The organism is uncultured Microscilla sp. (assembly GCF_947493425.1).
In the GTDB taxonomy this organism is placed as follows: Bacteria; Bacteroidota; Bacteroidia; order Cytophagales; family Microscillaceae; genus Microscilla.
Genome location: NZ_CANLRP010000154.1, coordinates 1 through 19,848, shown reverse-complemented (window position 1 = coordinate 19,848; position 19,848 = coordinate 1). Strand labels below are relative to the sequence as shown.

Sequence of the window (19,848 nt, the reverse complement as noted above, 5' to 3'; positions counted from 1 at the left end):
TTAGCAGCTATTTTTATGCTGTAAAACTATCAAAAAAATCAAGACTTATCTGCTATAAAAAGTGTACGGTTTCAAATCTGATGATCTTAAAAAAATGAACATAGCCAAAGCTATGTGATGTTTTTTAAGAGAAATCAGGAGGCAAAAGATACACTTTAATGACTCAACTTATTTTTGCAGGATCACTAAAACTCTAACCTTGCCCCCAGTACCAATATATCATCTATTTGCCCGCCTTTTCCCATCCAATTGTTCAAGGTGGTTTCTAAATGATCTCGTTGCTCTTCTGCGGGCTTTTGGTGTATGCTAAATAGTAATTTACGAAAGTGTTTTTTCATAAACTTTTTGTCATTTGCCCCTCCAAACTGATCTTGGTATCCATCAGAATATAAGTAAATCATAGTGGATGATTGTATGTCTATGGTATGACTACTAAAAATCCGGTTTTTTTCCCGTTGTTCACCCCCTACCGACTGTTTATCACCCTTTACTTCAGTAAGGATACCATTTTGTACATACAAAAGTGAATTTTTGGCTCCGGCAAAATCCAATGTTTTACGTTCAGGGTCAATCACTACCAAACTCACATCCATTCCATTTCGGTTAAGCGTAATACCCTGCTTTAGGGTATGTCTTATGCCTTGATGCAATCGGTTGAGTATAACATCTGGAGCAGTTATTTTTTCAATATTTACCAAGTGATTTAGATAAGCATCTCCCAAAATAGACATAAATGCACCAGGAATGCCGTGTCCGGTGCAGTCAACAGCTGCCAGTACTATTTTTTTAGAGTGCGATTGTACATTCCCTCCTTGTAAATTATCTTGATAGGTTCCAAACCAATAAAAGTCTCCACTTACGATATCCAGTGGTCTAAAAAAGATAAAAAGCTCAGGGATACTTTTCTTTATTCGCTCTATTCTTGGCAATATTGCTGCCTGAATATTGCTGGCTGCGTTGATACTTTCGCTTATTTTATTGTTCTTTTCTTCTATTACCAGGTTTGCTTCTATCAGGTGTTCGGTTTGTTGCAAAAGTTCTTCCTGTTGTTGTCTGACTTCATTGGTACGTGCCAATACTTTGCTTTCTAATTCTTCGGCATGTTGACGTTGCAACTCATCTTTTTCGTGTAATTGGTCGATCAAGGCTTGTTGAGCTTCTTGTTTTTCTTGTTCAGTTTTGCGCGTTTTATAGCCTAAACCCAGTGAAAACACCAATATTTCCAGTGTAGTACCTACTTGATAAATGATGGCATATAGTAGTTTAGAATGCCCATGTGTAAAAACAAGTAATATAACTGTAGTATATAAAAACAAACCTCCTCCAATAAAATATCGGGCAGCTTTGTCTTTGGTACGGTATAAAATAGTAAGCACTGTCAGCGAAAATAGTACGTCAATGCCTGCCATTATTAAGGTTACCAGGTTGGTTAAGTCGGCATTTTGTAAGCCATAATAAATCGTCAGCTCAATAAAAAGAGCGCCCAACCTGATAACAATATAGTAGCGTATCCAAACATCTGTGGCAGGGATAAGACGGGGCGTATGCAGAAAAGAACGTAAAAATAAGTAATAAGCTATTGAGGTGCCATTGACCGACAAGAGCCATATAATAGAGTTGTAGTGGGTATAGTAGCCCAACAAGTGTTCTCTTACAAAACCCTGGAAGTACAAAGAATAGAGGGCAATAAAAAACAAGTAAAGCGAATAATAGCCATAAGGGGCATTGCGGGTAGTAAAAAACAAGAGGAGGTTATACAAAATAAGAATCCAGAAAAAGCCCTGAAACAGCCCTTGTGTAAAGCGTTTCCATTCGCGGTAGTTGCTGACAGATGCAGGATGGTATAACTTTAAGTCAAAAGTAGGTACTTCTTTGTATAGGGTAGCAATTCTGATATACACTGTTTGTGGTTGGTTGTAAGGCAAATGTAGCGAAATAAGCGAATAGGTAGCCTCGTTGATGTCTTTGTTATTAGCTGCCACAAATTGCCCTGCTTTTTTTATTTGTACCGCCCCATTGTCGTGAGGGATATACACTTCTACCGAACTGTTGTGTCCAGGTGCTTGCAATACCCAATGGTTTTGTTGGGTTGCTTTGTTGAGCAAGGTAAGCTTACCCCAATATACATATTGAGGCTTAAGTGGGGAAGCCAACTGAGTATTGTATGGCTTAAACAATGATTGGTAATGAGGTTGGGTGATTTGCTTAAAGCTAAGCTGGCGGCTGGTATCTTCATAAATACTCAGGTGAGTATTTAGGTGGTGCAATGCGTTTTGTTCGGAGTGAACAACAAAAGTACGTGATACCTGAGCGCTGCAAGTCATGCTCAACCACCACAAAGTATGTATGAGAATAGTTTGATAAATGCCTGTCATATATACCAGATTAATTGCAAAAACACTGCTATAAGCTGAAATAGGACATATAAAATGATGATAATTAATTTTGAATAAAGCTTACTTACCTGGAATGTAATTTAACAAAAAAAGCTGACAGTAGTTGTACTGTCAGCTAAAAACACAGGTGATATGCAAGGGTGCCGAGTGGCCTGTAGGGGCTTACTCAAAAAGGCAAATCATCTAAAATAGATTGTTTGTTTGCTGTGGTTATCCCTTTTGACTTTTTACCTGTTCTTTGAGCATTTTGGGCAACTGTTGAGCTTTGCTCTGTTATATAATTTACCTGCTCTTTGGTATAATAAGTTTTACGTTTGTTAAGTTTTTGTATCAGTATATCGGCACCAGTAGGTGAGTGTGTTTTATCAGGATGATGTATTTTCATAAAATCTCTGATTTCTCCAGCAATAATGTCTGGATGACTGATTTTGATTTGAGTTTCACCGTTTTTAAGTACTTGCCTTATGTGTCTGTGTAACTCTCTTGCTGCCGATTCGGGAATTTGATCGCAGTGTGAAAAAGGCGAAATTTTTGCCTCCCACAAAATTTCATCTACATACGCATTGCCTATTCCTCGCACTATTTTTTGATCCATCAAAAAAGACTTGACAGGTACTTGAGTGTTTTTACGGAGTGCATTCAGTAGGTACTTTATATTAAACTCAAGGTCTAGTGCATCGGGGGCTTGTGGGGAGGGAGGGTTAAGTGTGATTCTAGTAAGGCTCATAGAATCAGTAATAGCCAAACCCTTTCCTCCGTCAAAGTATAACTCTAAAATAAGGTTTGTGGTGTGATGGTGGGGAAGCTCTACAAATTGTCCTTTGAGCATCAAGTGTATACCGATGACTTCTTTGTTATTAAATTCAAAAAAAAGCTCTTTACCATGTCGTTTAACAGATTTGAGCCATTGGCCTTCTAAAGCCTGTTTACACTTTTCTTCTGACGTATTTAATTTCTTAGGGTTGTGAATGGTAAATGTCTGGAGAGTTTTGCCAACAAATCGCTTCTGTAGGTTACTTCTGAAAACTTGCAAATCAGGTAGTTCTGGCATAGTGTTATTTCTTTTAGTGGGAAAATAATTGACTAATAAGTATGTACCAAGACAAAATTAAATATACCTAATATTCAAGTATAACTATCATATTATGAGAGAGTTATATTTACTTGTAGCTTATAGCTAATTGCTTGCTGCTACTTACCGAGGCAGAATTAAATATACTTAATGAGTAGGTGTAACAGTCATGCTATGAGTGAGTTAACCTTACTTGTAGCTTATAGCTAATTACTTGCTGCTACTTATTACTTGTTTCTATACCTAAATATACGGATTTGATTTGCCTGAAACTATAGGAGAGGGAGGGGGTATTTAATTTATTTTTTTTACTAAATAGTAATTGGCAAGTAGTTGATAATGAGTAGTTAAGTGGTTTTGAAAGTACAACTTATGCTAACTGAGATTTGAATATTGATGATTATTGAAGCAGTTTCTAAAAGTACTTGATCATCAATATTCAAAAAGTAGCAGTTTTTGATGGGTAGGTCAGCTATTAGTCTTTGCTCTCTTTTTGGGTAACAGGTGCACCGCTCCATTTGATATAACCTTTTACTTTGATTTTGAACCAGGTATACTGGTTATAATTATCATTGTATGCTTTAAATTTCTTTTTTTCTGTATCCAGTATTTCAATTTTATTGTTTTGAGGCATTTGCTGTAGAGAACCAAAAAGCGCCTTTTTCTCACTCAGTAATGGTTCCAGATACAAACGACCATCTGCCAGATTATGTAAGTCCAACTTACCCTCATCATTGGTGCAATATACCTTATTAATCATTCGCCCGTCTTGACGTTGCCAGTGGCGCGCCAAAATCCATAGTTCCATTTCTACCTCACCTACCTTGCCTTTTTGGGTTTTGTATATTTTCTTCACCAACCCATCAGCATCTTTGGTTACTTTACGGTCAAGCAAGGTTTTGCCTAACTCAATGTCAGAATAAATGGTTACTTGGTCAGATAATATTTGAGCGGCAGGTTCAGGCAATACTTCTACTTTATAAGTTTTTTTAACTTTTTTAGGCTTTATTGGCGAAGGAGCAGTTAAAATACGTCCTTTTGTAGCGCGAACATTTTTGTTATTGGGGGGATAGTAAAAGTGTACATTTGATGGAATAGCTTTGTTTTTGGCTGCTTGTTTTTTGTAATAGGCTATATAAGGGTTACTTGCAGTTAGTTTTCTAGGAGTATTTTGGGTGGTAGTATGTTTGCTTTGCTCCACATTACCTTTAGTGGCAATCGCCTTTTGTTTGCTATTACTTTCCAAAGAATCCTGAGGTGTATTATTCTGATTATCAATTACATTGGCTTGGGTAGTATCTGTTTGTTTGGGGGTGTCAGATATGTTTTTACTTGTGTCAGTTTGACTGGTGAGGTTGGGCTCTTGTTTTTTATCGGGGCGCAATGCGCGAATAATTACCAATGCTACAGGAACGATGAGGGTCAAAAGAAGTACATATTTATACTTCTGCCAAAAACTTTTTTTGTTGCTATTATCCGTCATTTTTGACTTGGGTTAGATAACTGTGTGATTTTTAATAAAATTAATTATTCCTTACAGGAACACCACTTACACAATATACTCAAACTGCTGTGATTTCCCAAACAATACAACGTTGATGACAACAGTTTATTGGCACATTTAGTCTAAAAAAATCAAAGTTTTCAAGTATACAGTTTCTATTTTTTGCCTCTAAAAAGGTTAATCAAAGGTGACAACGATTTTTTGAGTAGTTGAAAGCCCGACTTTTCTGTAGGAGTTTTTCCGGGGGTTCTTTGTTCGCTGTTAGCCTCATCATACTTTTTTTGCCACTTATGGAGCCTTTCATCAAACTTAACTTCTTCGTCAGCTTTGGCGTTGAGTTGCTCAGCCAAAAATACCAACATTTGATAAGTGTTAGGGGTTTCTCTAATCTTTTGTTCTATTTGTTTACGCTCATTAGGATGGTGATGTAGCCATTGAAAATAATCATTGCTTAAGCGTTTTTCCAATTCTATAGTTACTTGCATGTCGGTAAGCGCCGGAATCGCTTCCATCTTTAAGTTAAGCCATGAATTACTGTAAGCTTTTCCTTCGGCAAATACATAAGAGCCACGGTGGGGTTGCTGAGTAGTTACAATCAAGCCAACATTGCGTTTGTTTTTGAGGGCGTTGAGTTGATCAAAAAAGTGAGCATTGAACCCAGTGTCTATTTTCGGGTTGTCGAGAATGGCGTCAAAATGATAAAAAAATAGCAGGTACCAACGATTTTGTTGTTCTATATCCTCAAAAAAACTCATAAAATCAGTAGGAACCTCACTCCCAGTACCTAGCTGTTTGTGTAGTTCAAGCAGCATATCATCATAAGCATAGGCGTGATTTTTAAAATCGATAAAAACTGGACGATAGTTATCAAAGCTAATCAGGCGTAAAGCTTTCAGCAAGTCGGTAAACAAACGGCTTTTGCCCGCACCATCTTCGCCATATATATTGACCGAAGTATGTTGTAGAAACAAAGTCTTGGCTATTTTTTCAGTAAAAGCCGGGCGCAAACTATGATCAAACAACAGTTGATTAAAATCGGGAGGTAGTAGCTTAGGCAGTGGGGGGAGCTGAGCAAGTGCTGTTTGATCCTCTTGTATAGTATAAATAATGAGTTTTTTTAGCTGTTCAAGATCTTCCCTAATCTCCTTCAAATAAGTTACCTCAGTTACTTTATCTACCAATTGGTCTTCTATAGCTTCATTCATTACTGCCCATCTTCCCGAAAGCTTCATTGCAGCATCTCGGAGGTAAGTTTCAGGTCGTAAATCCAAAAACTCCAAAGTGCCTTCTATAGCTTCGCCAATGTGGTTGAGTTGTATCAACTTTTCCATCTGGGCAATAAATGTCTGTTTGTCTTCCATAGTGTTTGTAACTTAAGGGACGGGTTGTAAAGTAAAGGTACAATTTTTAAGGAAAGGGGCAAAGGAGATGAGGCAGTCTTACAGGCAAAAAGAAACCCCGGATAGACACGATCCAGGGCAGATTTTTTTGCATTGATGAATAAGCGTATCAAGTCCAGTTTTTTTATTCACTTTCCTAAAACAAACCGCGAGCTTCATCTTTTATATAGGCGATCGCAGCTGCTGTAGGGTTAATTTCGTGTTCGCGGGCATTTTCTAACACCTTTTTTGCAAGTTCAATACCTGGGGCTTCATCTTCGAGCATGGCAGCTGAGTTGTTTACCAACATAATGCTTTCTTGGACTGCTTGTTTGACCATACCCCAGGCAGTGTCAGACATGTAAAGTTGCTGAGAGAGGTTATGGTTCAATTCGTTGTTGATTTCGTTGAGCAATACTTGTTGGAAAGCACCCACTACCAGCTCGCCAGGGTGCAAACGCCTGATGAGGTTACCAGGTGAAATGCGTTCTAGTAATAAACAAATACGCTCATAGGACTGAAGCCTGATGGGGAGCGATTCTTTTCGGTTTTCTACCAGCCTTTTTTGTTCTTCTGCCTTAATTGTTGCATATTTTTCGTTCAGTTCTTTATTGGCAAACGACCGAATGACCAAAAACATCCCGTACAATACCAGTCCGGCAGGTAGGGTAATTTTTATAATTTCGATTACTGCATCCATACTTTTTAAATACTTATTTGAAAGAACTCTCAATGAATCATGTACAATTCACCAGCTTGTTCTAATCTTTACTATTTTTGTGAGTAAAATGTAAAAAATAAAGTATTCCAATAGAACAAAATATCTGGTGGGTGGGCGATGAAAAAAATCTTTGCATAGCCGAAGCTATGGAATTATTTTTTGAAAAAGCACCCCTGCCAGAGATGTCGTTTTGTGGACCAGTGCACTGGAAACTAAATTCCTATCATATTATTCGGAGTCTTTAGCCCGCTTACTTTACTTCAAAAAGCTTACGTAGCTTTGGCTATGCGCACTTTTTGAAGTGCGTCAGCAAACAAAATACCCTCGAATAAATAATATATTTATTTAATCCCCAATGCACTAGGTTATTTTTGTAGTTTTACTAAGTTGATTGATGTTTGCAAAAGTTTTACTATTGGGTTGCAAACTGCTATACATGGTGTAATTTTACTTTCGCAAACATATCCCATTATACTAAGGTGTACAAGATCAGTGGAGTTTTTTTTATCATCATTGATCCAGGCTAAAACTATTTAGAATAAAAATGAAGCTACCATTAACAGTAACCTCGGAAGCCCTGGAAGCCACCCGCCAGATCATTGCCAGCAAACAGATACCCGAAAAATATGGCTTACGCATAGGCATACGTGGAAAAGGCTGTGCCGGAAGCCAGCAGTTTTTACTTGGTTTTGACACTGCTACCGAGCAAGACCACAAGTATACCCTGGAAGGTTTACCAGTATACATAGACAAGGCACACCTGATGTATGTAATAGGGCTAGAGCTTGCCTATGAAACCGATGATGAGGGCAACCAGGGGTTTACTTTTAATAACCCGAAAGGGTAAAAGTATAGAGAGGCTTTTACTTTGTATGAAACTATCGAGGGATAATAAAAAACACCAAAAACGAGTGTTTTAAAGCTCATCTTTGGTGTAAGTTGATTTATTTTACCAAAGCAACATATTGTTGATAAAACTCAGCTATAGTCTCTATTCCTTTAAAGTAATTTACAATGCCGTAATGCTCATTAGGCGAGTGAATGCTATCAGAGTCTAAACCAAACCCTAACAATACTGTTTTTAGCCCAAGCTCTTCTTCAAACAAAGCTACAATAGGAATACTACCTCCTTCACGTTTAGGGATAGGGGTTTTTTTCCATATTTTTTCAAAAGCCTTGCTTGCTGCCTGGTAACCCACCGAATCGGTAGGAGTGACGGCTGGTTCACCTCCATGGTGGGGAGTTACCTTTACTCTTACACTTTTAGGTGCAATGGCTTTGAAGTGGTCTTCAAATAATTTACTGATTTTTTCAGAAGACTGATTAGGTACCAAACGCATGCTTATTTTGGCGTAAGCTTTAGAAGGCAACACCGTTTTGGCACCTTCGCCTGTATAACCTCCCCAAATACCATTTACATCAAGCGTAGGGCGAATAGATGTGCGTTCAAGTGTTGAAAATCCTGCTTCTCCTTCTACCGCATCAATGTCAAGGTCGGCGCAATACTCTACCTCGCTGAATGGAATTTTCGCCATCTGAGCGCGTTCATCTGCACTTACTTCCTCTACATCGTCGTAAAATCCAGGAATGGTAATATGGTTATTATCATCTTTGAGCGAGTCAATCATTGTACACAAGGTATTGATTGGGTTGGCAACACCACCGCCATAGGTACCTGAGTGTAGGTCACGGTTAGGTCCTGTAACTTCTACCTCCACATAACTCAAACCACGTAACCCAGTAGTGATAGAAGGCACCTCCATAGAGTAGGTGCTGGTATCAGAAATGAGAATAATATCTGCTTTCAGTTTTTCCTTATTGTTGGCAACAAAAATACCCAAGTTGTCAGAGCCTATTTCTTCTTCACCTTCTATCATAAACTTGACATTACAGGGCAACCCATCGTTTTTAAGCATTGTTTCAAATGCTTTTACGTGCATATACATCTGCCCTTTATCGTCACAAGCACCTCTGGCAAAAATAGCTCCCTCAGGATGAATCTTGGTTTTTTTGATTATCGGCTCAAAGGCAGGAGAGTCCCAAAGTTCTAAAGGATCGGGTGGCTGCACATCATAGTGCCCATACACCAACACGGTAGGCAAACTAGCGTCAATTATTTTTTCACCGTATACAATAGGGTACCCGGCAGTAGGGCAAATTTCTACATTGTCTACCCCGGCATCTTCCAGTTTTTGTTTTACAAAGTCAGCCGTTTTGTTCACATCATCTTTATACTGACTGTCAGCACTTATCGACGGAATACGCAAAAGGTCTAACAACTCGTCTAAGAATCGTTGCTTATTTTCTTCTATGTATGCTTTCATTGAGATATAAAATTTTCAAAAATGCGTTGCTTCTTAATACCTGTATAAGAAGGGGAAGACAAAGTAAAAGAAATTCGTTAAGAAACAGAAAAATCTGATTGAAAGGTCTCTTGAGTAAAAAAAGTGCAGCGAGTTTATGTAGTATGGCTTATACTTACATAGATAGCAGAGTGGAACTAAAAAGAATCTAAGGTAGTAAAATGGTGCCAGGAATCGTCACATCAACTGAAACGACCATAAAGTACATTTGTAGGTTTTTTCTTAAATAGCATCATTACAAAATGATTTTTTGTCTTAGATATATCCTGAAAAAACAAGTACTTGCAAAAAAGCTAAATTAAAGATTATCAAATAATGTAACTTTTACCTAGCAGATAAAGTAAACATGCTCAACTTATGAATTATAAGTTTACTAAAAACTAAGTGATCGGCTCACGCCTTATATAAAAATTAAAAGAATAGTTTCCAATTACGATTTCATTATTTTTCTCCTTAATTGAATTACATAATGTAAAAATTATGTAATATTGGATAACTATACCCGCAATCTTATGAGTGAATTGATAAATACCGCTTTTTCTGGATTTAATATTGTCTATACAACTTTATTGTTGTTTGTGTTTTTGTATTGGTTTACTGTCATTATTGGAGTGTTCGATACCAACTCCTTAGACATTGACGTGGATGCCGATGTGGATGTAGACGTTGATGTAGATGTAGACGCTGATGTGGATGCTGATGTAGACGCTGATGCTGATACAAGCGTCAATGGAGGAGGGGCTGGTTGGTTTCTTACTACCTTAAGTTTTTTCAATATTGGCAAAGTGCCCTTTATGATTGTCATGAGTGTGGCAATATTATCTATGTGGGCTATCTCCATGATGGCACATTCTTACCTAGGCAAAGGTGCTACTCCCTACCTGGGGATGGGATCGACTGCTTTTTCTTTAATTTTATTTCCATTAAATCTTGTAGTAGGCATGTTCATTGCCAAAGCTGCCACCCAACCTTTACGTGGAGTTTTCAAAGATGAAGAAAACGAATTTAGCGGACATGAAAGCGTGATAGGCAAACTTTGTGAGGTTACAATGGATATTAGTGACACTATGATGGGGCACGCCGAGATAGAAAGCGAAAAAGGGGCTCCATTAACCATCAGAGCCAAAGCTACCGAGGGCAACAGCTTTAAAAGTGGAGACAAGGCTTTAGTGGTACACTACGACGAAGAGCAGGGGATATATTTGATAGAGCCTTTTGATCATTAAATCTAATTAAAAGTCGAGATGACTTCCTAATTTGAAACTTTATTAACACTTCATAAAAAAGTGATTTATTCAATATAATTTTTAACCTAATAACACAGAAAACCTTAGTAATATGGGAGTTGAACTAATTGCAATAATTGCTGGAGGCGTTGCTCTTATTATTTTTGGTGTACTGGCAATGTATGCTAAATTTAATAAAAAAGTAACTCAAGGAAAAGCCTTGGTAAGAACAGGCGGTAAAGGTCTTGAAGTGAGCTTTAACCGAATGATTGTTGTGCCAATTTTCCATCAACTGGAAATTATGGACATCTCACTGAAAAGCTTCACTATTAGCCGAACAGGTAAAGATGGGTTGATTTGTGAAGACAACCTCCGGGCTGATATCAAAGTAGTGTTCTTTATTCGGGTAAACCACGACGAAAAGGATGTGAAAAATGTAGCCCAGTCTATAGGTTGCGCTCGCGCCTCAGACGTTGATTTGCTGCAAAACCTGTTTGAACCTAAGTTTTCGGAAGCCTTGAAAACTGTAGGTAAGCGATTTAACTTTGTAGACCTATACGACAAAAGAAACGAATTTAAGTCGCAAATGCTGGAAGTGATTGGCAAAGACCTGAATGGTTATATCCTCGATAACGCTTCTATTGACTTCTTAGAGCAAACCCCACTCGAATCACTAAATGAAAACAATATACTAGATGCTGAAGGCATCAAGAAGATTACCGAAATAACTGCCCGTGAGAGAAAAGCTGCGGATAAGATTCGCAATGAAGAAAAAGCGGTTTTAGGGCAACAACATGCCGATGCCCGCGAAAAAGAATTATTTTATGCGGAGCAAATAGCCATCAAAGAAGCCGAACAACAAACCAAAATTAAGACCAAACAAGACCGCGAAGAAGCAGAACGCATAAAAGTTGCCGAAGAAATGGCAAGGGATAATATGCAACAGCAGAAGAAAACCGAGTTGGAACAACAACTGGTAGAAGAAGAGAATGCCCGTCAAAAGATGCGCGCAGTGAAGGGAAGAGAGAAAGAAGAGGTAAAAGAAATAGAAGATGTAAAAAAACAGCAGGAACTTGCTCAAAATCTACGTTTGGAAGAGGTAGAAAAGGCACAAATTGGTAAAGAAAAAATATTAGAAAAAGAACGAAAAGAAATCCAAGAACTGATAAGGCAACGGGTAGAGGTAGAGGTAGAAACAGTAAAAGAAGAAGAAAAAATAAAAGATACCCGTGCCCACGCCGAAGTAGAGCGCAACAACCAAGTGGCAATGAAACAGCGTGAAAACGAAGCAGAAGTAGCGTTGGTAGAGCAAATAAAAGCCGCTGAAGCTGCCAAACGCGCCGCTGAACTGAAAACCCAACAAGACGAGTTGGAAGCTCAAACCCGATTTAAGGTAACCCAACAAGATGCTGAATCTAAAAAGCTCATGGCAGATGCTCAGGCAGAAGAATCTGCATCGCTAGGACTTGCCGAGGCTAGAGTGATGGAGGCTAAAGCTAAAGCATTGGAAGATCAAGGGTTTACTGAAGCCAATATTATTGAGAAAAAGGCTATTGCGGAAGCCAAGGGTATAGAAGCACAAAAAGCCGCAGAAAATGCTGCATTTGAAGAGCAAAGTAACATTGAGGCAAGATTGCTGGAAGAAAAAGGGAAGATTGAAGCCCGTGTATTAGAAGAAAAAGGGATTGCCGAAGCCAAAATTTTAGAAATACGTGCCGAAGCCGATAAAAAACAAGCCTTGGCAGTAGCAGAGTCTGAAAAAGCCAAAGGTTTGGCGCAAGCCGAAGTAGAAGAAGCGATGGCTGAAGCACAAAAGAAGAAAGGCTTGACCGAAGCCGATGTATTGATAGCACAAGCCGAAGCCGAAAAAACCAAAGGCTTTGTAGAGGCACAAGTGGCGGAAGCCAAGGCAGAATCTATTCGCAAACAAGGACTTGCCGAAGCCGAAGCAATGGAAGCCAAGGCATTGGTAGAGGCCAAAAAGATTGCGGCAAAAGCCGATGCAATGCAGAAAATGGATGGGGTAGGTAGAGAGCGGGAAGAGTTCCGTTTACAGCTTGAAAAAGATACCAAAGTAGAGCTTGCCAATGTAGAAGTACAAAAAGCAATTGCCGAAGCACAGGCAATGGCAATGGCAGAAGCCCTCAAAAATAGCAAAATTGATATTGTGGGTGGTGAAACAATGTTCTATGAAAACATTATGAATGTAATTCGTCGTGGCAAAACCATTGATACGTTTGTAAATGGTAGCCAAACTATTAGTGAATTAAAGGGTGCTTTGTTGAATGGTGAAGGAGCCTCGCTACTGGGTAAATTGAGGGATTACATCGCTGATATGAAAATCAGTGCCAAAGACATCAAAGATTTGAGTATCTCGGCTTTGATCTTGAAAATGTCTGGAATGACCCAAAATACGGCTACTCAAACAACCCTAAAGAGTTTGCTTGATATGGCTAAAAAAATAGGTTTGGCAGATGAAAACGCCAGTAAACTTTTGTAAGTAAATGACGGAAGGTATACGACCTTCTGGATAAACAGTTTCAAACCCCCCGTTTGAAACTGTTTGTTTTTCAGACCTTTATCAAGGCAACATGCGCACCAAAAGCTTGTTGCCTGCATAACTTCCAAGTAAATAAACACTATGGCAGACGCAGCAGAAAACCTTACTAACGACAACCCGGAAGAAAATAAACAAGAGACCAAACTTGAAGGGGGAGCCTATGAGATTATCCGGCAACGACTTGATAACCAAGGACGTGACCTGCAGGACCGCCTCCATAAGCTCAACGAAGCACGCAAAGAAGTCTTTGGAGCTATAGAGCAAGACCTGATTGCAACCAACCGCATTACTACCGAAAATAATTGTATTCCTCGCGATGTAGTACCCATTGGGGCTTACTTTATCTTTGGTTACAATGTCAGTATAAGAATGAAGTCGAAAACTGAGCTCAAAGATGTGTTCAGTATATATAGGTACGATAACAAAAACCACTCTTTTCATGCTGAGCCTTTAGACAAGCTCTTTTCAGATAATCATTTTCAAGAGCGTTTTGACGAAATGTATAAATACTACCGTGATACAGTATTTATGCGTTTTACCATCATTCAAGGCAAGCTGTTTATGGTTTTTCAAACCGGAAAATCAAGCAAAGACATCAAAGTATTTAAGTGGATCATCAACGAAGACTCCATTGCTTATGTAGACGATCGCAGTGCCCACGAATTTACTTATCCATCGCAGCAACAGTTTGACTGGAAGCGTACCCGTGCCGATTATCATCGTACTGGGCAGCACCCACATGTCTCTATCGAAGATCGGGTATTTGTAGAAACGATTGGAGGCGACCTGACAATTAAAGTAGAAGATAATACCGAAACAGGAGAAGGTATTTACGCCGAAGAAGTAGAGCACAAAGATCAGAACCTGGACGATGCCGAAATTTTGTATACCGATTTGGGCAATCTTATTTTACTTAAAATACGCCCTTATCTCGAAAACGAATACCGTTACCTGGTTTTCAATGAAAAACTAAATCAGGTGGTACGCATTGATAAAATAGAAGAGGCTTGCATACTATTGCCAGACAGCCAGGGCTTGATATTTTCTAATGGTTATTATCTGCAATCAGGTGAACTGAAGGTATTCGAGAATGTATCAGAAAACCTGCTGTACGAAAAGACTATTCTGGCACCCAACGGGGAAGACTTTTTATATGTATTTCATAATGATCAAGAAGGATCTTATGTATTACTTTCTTACAACATCATTGCCCAAAAAGTGGATAACCCGATTGTTTGCGATGGTTATTCATTGTTTGAAGAAGGAGAAATGATTTACTTCCGTGAAACCTCAGAGCCAAGCAAAAGCCATGTAATACAAGTATGGCAAACCCCTTATGTAGGCCCTGACTATATTCCACCAGTATCTACCGAAAACTTTTTGTTTAAGGTAGGCAACAAAGACATTGTGCGGGCAATGGCAGAAGTAACCCAGGTGCTCAACCTTATTCATAAAGAAGACATTTATACTACGCTTTATATGGAACTGGTAAAGCGTACGACCGATATTTTAGATACTTATTATTGGTTGAGCAATCCAGAAGCGTTTGAAATGCAAGAGCCCGTGAGTGCTATCCGTGATACCGCATCAGGAGCCATCGATGAGTTTGAAAAGGTGCAGCGGGTAAAGAAAAACACGGAGGAGCAAATCAACTTAATATCGGGGAAAATAGAGGAAGTCAAAGACAAAGTAAAGCAAGCCCGCTTTCGCGATATAGACGAGTTTGTAAAACTACTGGCAGAACTCAGAAGCTTGCGAGGAGAAACTATCTCGCTCAAAGACTTGCGTTATACAAACTTGCCATTGGTAGAAGAGTTTGAACAATTGCTGGAAGAACGAACCTTGCATGTCTCAGAAAAGACTGTCAAACATTTGCTCAAAGAAACAGCCCTCGACTTTTATAAAAAGAAAGTAGAAGAGCAAAGCGAGGCGATAGAAAAGGTGGCGAAGGTGATGGAGATCACTCAGATAGAGCAAAATATTGACGAAGCAGGCAAAGAACTGGAAATGTTAATAGATATTGTGAGTAATCTGAAGATTGAGGACTCTACCCAAACTACTAAGATTATTGACAATATTTCTACCATTTATGCTCGTTTAAATCAAGTAAAATCTGCGGCAAAAACCAAGCGCAAAGACTTGATGAGTGTAGAAGCAATAGCCGAGTTTAATGCGCAGATCAAGTTGATCAACCAAGGGGTAATCAATTATTTGGATATAGCGGATACTCCTGAGAAAGCAGAAGAATACCTGACCAAACTGATGGTACAGTTAGAAGAGCTTGAAGGGAAGTTTGTGGAGTTTGATGAGTTTATTGCCCAGCTGACCGAAAAACGCGAAGAGGTATACAGTGCTTTTGAGGCAAAAAAGCTGTCTTTGATAGAAGCCCGCAACAAAAGAGCCACTGCTTTGCAGAGTTCCGCCGACCGTATCTTGAAAGGCATTCAAAACCGTATCAAGGGGTTTGAAACTGTGAATGAAATCAATGGTTATTTTGCGGCGGATTTGATGATTGACAAAACTCGTGACATTGTCAAAAAACTGGTAGAGCTGGAAGACTCAGTAAAAGCTGATGAGATTCAAAGCAGACTCAAAACCATCAAAGAAGATGCAGTCCGTCAACTCAAAGACCGTCAGGAAATGTTTGTGTCGGGCGAAAATGTTATCAAATTTGGTCGCCATCATTTCTCGGTCAATGTACAAAATCTTGACCTCACCATTATTCAAAAAGCAGATGGGATGTATTACCACCTGACGGGCACCAATTTTTTTGAGAAGATAGACAACAAGGCTTTTCTTGCCACCGAAGAAGCCTGGAGTCAGGAGTTGGTGTCAGAAAACCAAAGAGTATATCGAGCCGAGTACCTTGCTTATAAAATATATCAGGAAGCCAGCGATGCTTCTTCCTCTAACGAGGTGCAAACAGGTGAAGCTAACGAAGGCGAAAAGGTGGTGGTTCCTGCTATAGCCGACCTGCACCAGCTAGAAGAAGCTGGGCTTTTGGAGTTGGTGCAAAAATTTATGGCATCACGTTATAGCGAGGGGTATGTAAAGGGAACGCACGATCAGGATGCCGCTAAAATATTGGGTGCTTTAGTAAAACTCAATCAAAACATTCAATTATTACGCTATCCTACTATTGCCAGGGCTTGTGCCGCTTATTATTGGCAAAAATACCTTGATCGCGACCAAAAACAATTGTTAAACCATCGTTTGAAAGGCATTGGGGTTATTTTACAGGTTTTCCCTAATACCCGTGAATTTGGCGATCTGATCCACGACATTAGTGGCGGAATACGTCAGTTTTTGGAAGAGACCAGCCTCTTTGATATAGAAATAGCTGACCTTGCTGGAGAATACTTGTTTTATGAATTGACTGTTTCTGATGCTTTTATCATTAGTAAAGAAGCAGCCCAGATTCATGATGGGTTTTTAGAGCAATTGCGTAGTAATAAAAACCTATCTATATACAAAGACTCGCTCAAACAACTGTCTAAAGTACCTTTAGAGCAATTTGAACTCATCAGAACTTGGGTACACGCTTTTGTGCACCAGTCTAAGCTGAACAAAGAAGTAGAGTTTATAGATGAGTACATCGACGAAACAGCTTCCTTGCTTTTTCACGAGTCTTATGACCAAGCCTTGGTTATAGAAACCTCAGTGGTGACCAATGTAGATGGTATGTTGGGTAATCATAGAGTGATAGAAAACAAGACCTACCACCTTAATTATAATGACTTTATGCTCAAGCTTAATTATTTTGAGCAACACAACGTACCGTTTTACCTGGAGTATATTCGTTTGAAAAAGGAATTGACTGACAACTTCAGGAAAACGCTGCGACTTAATGAGTTTAAGCCCAGAGTTTTATCCTCTTTTGTTCGAAGCAAACTTATTGATGAGGTATATTTGCCCTTGGTGGGTGATAATCTGGCCAAGCAAATAGGGGTAGTGGGCGAAAACAAACGGACTGACTTAATGGGCATGCTGTTGCTTATATCGCCACCGGGTTATGGTAAAACCACCTTGATGGAGTATATCGCCAATCGTTTGGGAGTTATTTTTATGAAAATTAACGGACCAGCCATTGGGCACCAAGTTACTTCGCTCGACCCTGCCGAAGCCAACAATGCCAGTGCCCGCGAAGAAGTAAACAAATTAAACCTTGCCTTTGAGATGGGAGACAATGTAATGATTTACTTAGATGATATTCAGCATTGTAACCCCGAGTTTTTACAAAAGTTCATTTCATTGTGTGATGGTCAGCGAAAAATAGAAGGCGTATATAAAGGCAAAACCAAAACTTATGATATGCGTGGGCGCAAAGTGTGTGTGGTAATGGCAGGAAATCCGTATACTGAATCGGGTGACAAGTTTCAAATACCAGATATGCTTGCCAACCGTGCCGATACTTATAACTTGGGTGATATTATTGGCGGAACAGCCACCGCTTTTGAGATGAGTTATATAGAAAACTCGCTTACTTCAAGTCCTATTCTAAACAAGCTTGCCACACGCAGTCAAAAAGATATCTATGCTTTGATACGTGTGGCAGAAACTGACAATCAAGAAGGAATGGATTTGGAAGGCAACTATTCGTCTGACGAAGTGGCGGAGTATATCAATGTATTGAAAAAGTTGCTAATAGTGCGTGATTATGTACTCAAAAACAACCTGGAATATATTCGTTCGGCTGCCCAGGCAGATGAGTTTCGTACTGAGCCACCTTTTAAATTACAAGGGTCTTATCGTAATATGAATAAAATTGCAGAAAAAATTCAACCCATTATGACCAATGAAGAACTGCAAACCTTGATTATGTCACATTACGAAAATGAAGCCCAAACATTGACTTCAGGAGCAGAATCTAATTTGCTGAAATTTAAAGAGTTAAACGGGTTATTGTCCGAGGAAGAAGCGGCCAGGTGGGAAGATATTAAGGAAACCTTCCGTAAAAACATGAAAATGAGTGGTTTTGGTGCCAATGACCAGATGGGGCAGGTATTAATGCAAATGGGTGAGTTTAACGATAACCTGGATGGAATTCGTAATGCCCTCGAAAAAAGCATTAAACTTGACTCGTTACAAATGAACCGTTTACTTTCTGAGCAAAAAGAAAAGGCTGAGAAAGCAGAAAAAGCGATAAAAAGAAAAGATAAAAATAAATAAGTTAATATTTGATTGTATTGTTCTACTATGTCTTTATGGTACAGCAATACAATTTTTTTTTTGATAAGGCATGGAACCTCCCTAACCTCCACGGTTCCAACTATACCTTTCTACTGAGAGTCAACCACCAAAGTGATCATTTGTTGTAAAGCATCAAGCGTAGGCTTTGGGTAATTACCAAAAAAAGCAATGGTGATATGAGTACGTCCATAGCCAAGTACTTCAGGTGTCCAAAGCACAAAAGCTTTGCCCAAAAATCCCCAATTACTTTCATCACTCAAATCAATTGTAGTTTGGTGAACCTCTTCTGCTTTCTTTCTAAACGCTGGATCATTACGTTGTCTGGTAACTTCTATGTGCAAATCCATACGATCGGGTTTTACTTCATACCGAGTCTTGATGGCTTGTTTTAGGCGCTTTAATACTTGGTACAATTCGCTTTGAGTAGCCAATAGTTTGCTACGCCCTTCTTTACCCTCGATGCGGTCGGGAGACTCAAATTCAATATTGAATGTCATCATTGAAATGATTTAAAAAGTGAATAAAAAATACAGTACGGTTTTATAAACCATGACAAAACGGAGGGCAAGGGAGGCTATTGTACTAAACTGGTTATTTTTGCATAAAAAAACCTCCTCTGATTTGTCAGAGAAGGCTTGATTATTTTTGTAGCTTGGTCATTTTTGATGATCCGCCTATTACTTTGCAGGAACCAACACTGCTTTGGTTTTTTTGCCATTATTGTCAGCTTCAAAAACAAGTTTCTTTGATGATAGCTCTACTATTTTGTTTTGTATGGCTTCTCCACCTTCGCCTTGAGTCATTGTCAATGTTTTACCATCGTCACTCAATTTCCAGCTGCCTGTAAGAGATTTTCCCATAGGACCACCGGTCATTTCCATGGTACCATCTTTTTTAAAGTTAAAACGAGTCTTCTTTAAGCCTTCAGTAATTTTTTCGAGCATTGCCTTAGGCATTTTTTCTAATTGCTCTTTAGGCATGTCTTTCATGGCAGCATCTATATCCAACGCCCACGGAGTACTTGTTAGTGTCGCTTTAGGGTCACTACTGCCACCACAGGCTGTAAAAGCAACTAACATAACCAACATTAAAATTCCATTAAGATATTTCATTATTTTTCAGATTTGATGCGGGTTTGTTTAAAAGGTTAATTAGGGGGGTAAAAGAAAATAGACTTCTTGCGAAAGTGTTTTTTATCTTGTTTTTGTGTTGAACAAAAATGGTTTTTAGGGACTTTCGCAAGAGGTCTAATGTATTTTAGGCATAAACAATGCTCAAAACACGCCTTATGGCACTGAATAATATGGCAAAAAAGACTATTTTACACCTAACAAATGATTTTTAGACAAACTCTTATTGACAACATGTTCGCCATAATTAATGGCAACAATTATTGGTAAAAAAAAAGGGATTGTTATTTTGAATTTGGAGAAACAA

12 protein-coding genes are annotated in these 19,848 nt (G+C 38.9%); 4 read left to right on the top strand and 8 right to left on the bottom strand.

Annotated elements, in window-relative coordinates:
* Positions 1–185: 185 nt before the first annotated feature.
* The 5 genes from Q0954_RS26500 to Q0954_RS26480 form a co-directional block, all read right to left on the bottom strand.
* The gene (locus Q0954_RS26500) at positions 186–2,375 is read right to left on the bottom strand and encodes a 7TM diverse intracellular signaling domain-containing protein (RefSeq protein WP_299462295.1); all 2,190 of its coding nucleotides are present in this window, start codon (positions 2,373–2,375) and stop codon (positions 186–188) included.
* A gap of 187 nt (positions 2,376–2,562) precedes the next feature.
* A complete protein-coding gene (locus Q0954_RS26495) occupies positions 2,563–3,447 on the bottom strand; it encodes a DNA-formamidopyrimidine glycosylase family protein (protein WP_299462292.1) in 885 nt (294 codons plus the stop codon).
* Positions 3,448–3,943: 496 nt separating this feature from the next.
* The gene (locus tag Q0954_RS26490; RefSeq protein WP_299462289.1) at positions 3,944–4,951 is read right to left on the bottom strand and encodes a hypothetical protein; all 1,008 of its coding nucleotides are present in this window, start codon (positions 4,949–4,951) and stop codon (positions 3,944–3,946) included.
* Between the two features lie 176 nt (positions 4,952–5,127).
* The gene (locus Q0954_RS26485; RefSeq protein ID WP_299462286.1) at positions 5,128–6,333 is read right to left on the bottom strand and encodes a hypothetical protein; all 1,206 of its coding nucleotides are present in this window, start codon (positions 6,331–6,333) and stop codon (positions 5,128–5,130) included.
* 175 nt (positions 6,334–6,508) lie between these two features.
* A complete protein-coding gene (locus Q0954_RS26480) occupies positions 6,509–7,051 on the bottom strand; it encodes a hypothetical protein (RefSeq protein ID WP_299462284.1) in 543 nt (180 codons plus the stop codon).
* A 565-nt stretch (positions 7,052–7,616) separates the two neighbouring features.
* Between Q0954_RS26480 and Q0954_RS26475 the strand changes: the two genes are divergently transcribed.
* Entirely contained in the window at positions 7,617–7,919 is a 303-nt protein-coding gene (locus Q0954_RS26475) for an iron-sulfur cluster assembly accessory protein (protein ID WP_299462282.1), read from the top strand.
* A gap of 97 nt (positions 7,920–8,016) precedes the next feature.
* Here Q0954_RS26475 and Q0954_RS26470 read toward each other — a convergent pair whose 3' ends face one another.
* The gene (locus Q0954_RS26470; protein WP_299462280.1) at positions 8,017–9,396 is read right to left on the bottom strand and encodes a dipeptidase; all 1,380 of its coding nucleotides are present in this window, start codon (positions 9,394–9,396) and stop codon (positions 8,017–8,019) included.
* Positions 9,397–9,947: 551 nt separating this feature from the next.
* Here Q0954_RS26470 and Q0954_RS26465 point away from each other — a divergent pair.
* The 3 genes from Q0954_RS26465 (at position 9,948) to Q0954_RS26455 (ending at position 18,390) form a co-directional block, all read left to right on the top strand.
* Positions 9,948–10,661 carry an OB-fold-containig protein gene (locus Q0954_RS26465; protein ID WP_299462277.1) on the top strand — a complete coding sequence of 238 codons (714 nt, stop codon included), beginning with the start codon at positions 9,948–9,950 and terminating at the stop codon, positions 10,659–10,661.
* Positions 10,662–10,773: 112 nt separating this feature from the next.
* On the top strand, positions 10,774–13,161 hold the full coding sequence (locus Q0954_RS26460; protein ID WP_299462274.1) for a flotillin family protein: 2,388 nt from the start codon (positions 10,774–10,776) through the stop codon (positions 13,159–13,161).
* Positions 13,162–13,302: 141 nt separating this feature from the next.
* Positions 13,303–18,390: a DNA repair ATPase gene (locus Q0954_RS26455; protein ID WP_299462271.1), complete on the top strand. Its 5,088-nt coding sequence runs from the start codon at positions 13,303–13,305 to the stop codon at positions 18,388–18,390.
* 110 nt (positions 18,391–18,500) lie between these two features.
* On the opposite strand, the gene Q0954_RS26450 is transcribed toward Q0954_RS26455, so the two are convergent.
* Both Q0954_RS26450 and Q0954_RS26445 read right to left on the bottom strand, forming a co-directional pair.
* Positions 18,501–18,911, bottom strand: a complete 411-nt coding sequence (locus tag Q0954_RS26450; protein WP_299462269.1) for a hypothetical protein — start codon at positions 18,909–18,911, stop codon at positions 18,501–18,503.
* A gap of 177 nt (positions 18,912–19,088) precedes the next feature.
* The gene (locus Q0954_RS26445; RefSeq protein WP_299462266.1) at positions 19,089–19,523 is read right to left on the bottom strand and encodes a lipocalin family protein; all 435 of its coding nucleotides are present in this window, start codon (positions 19,521–19,523) and stop codon (positions 19,089–19,091) included.
* Positions 19,524–19,848 lie beyond the last annotated feature (325 nt).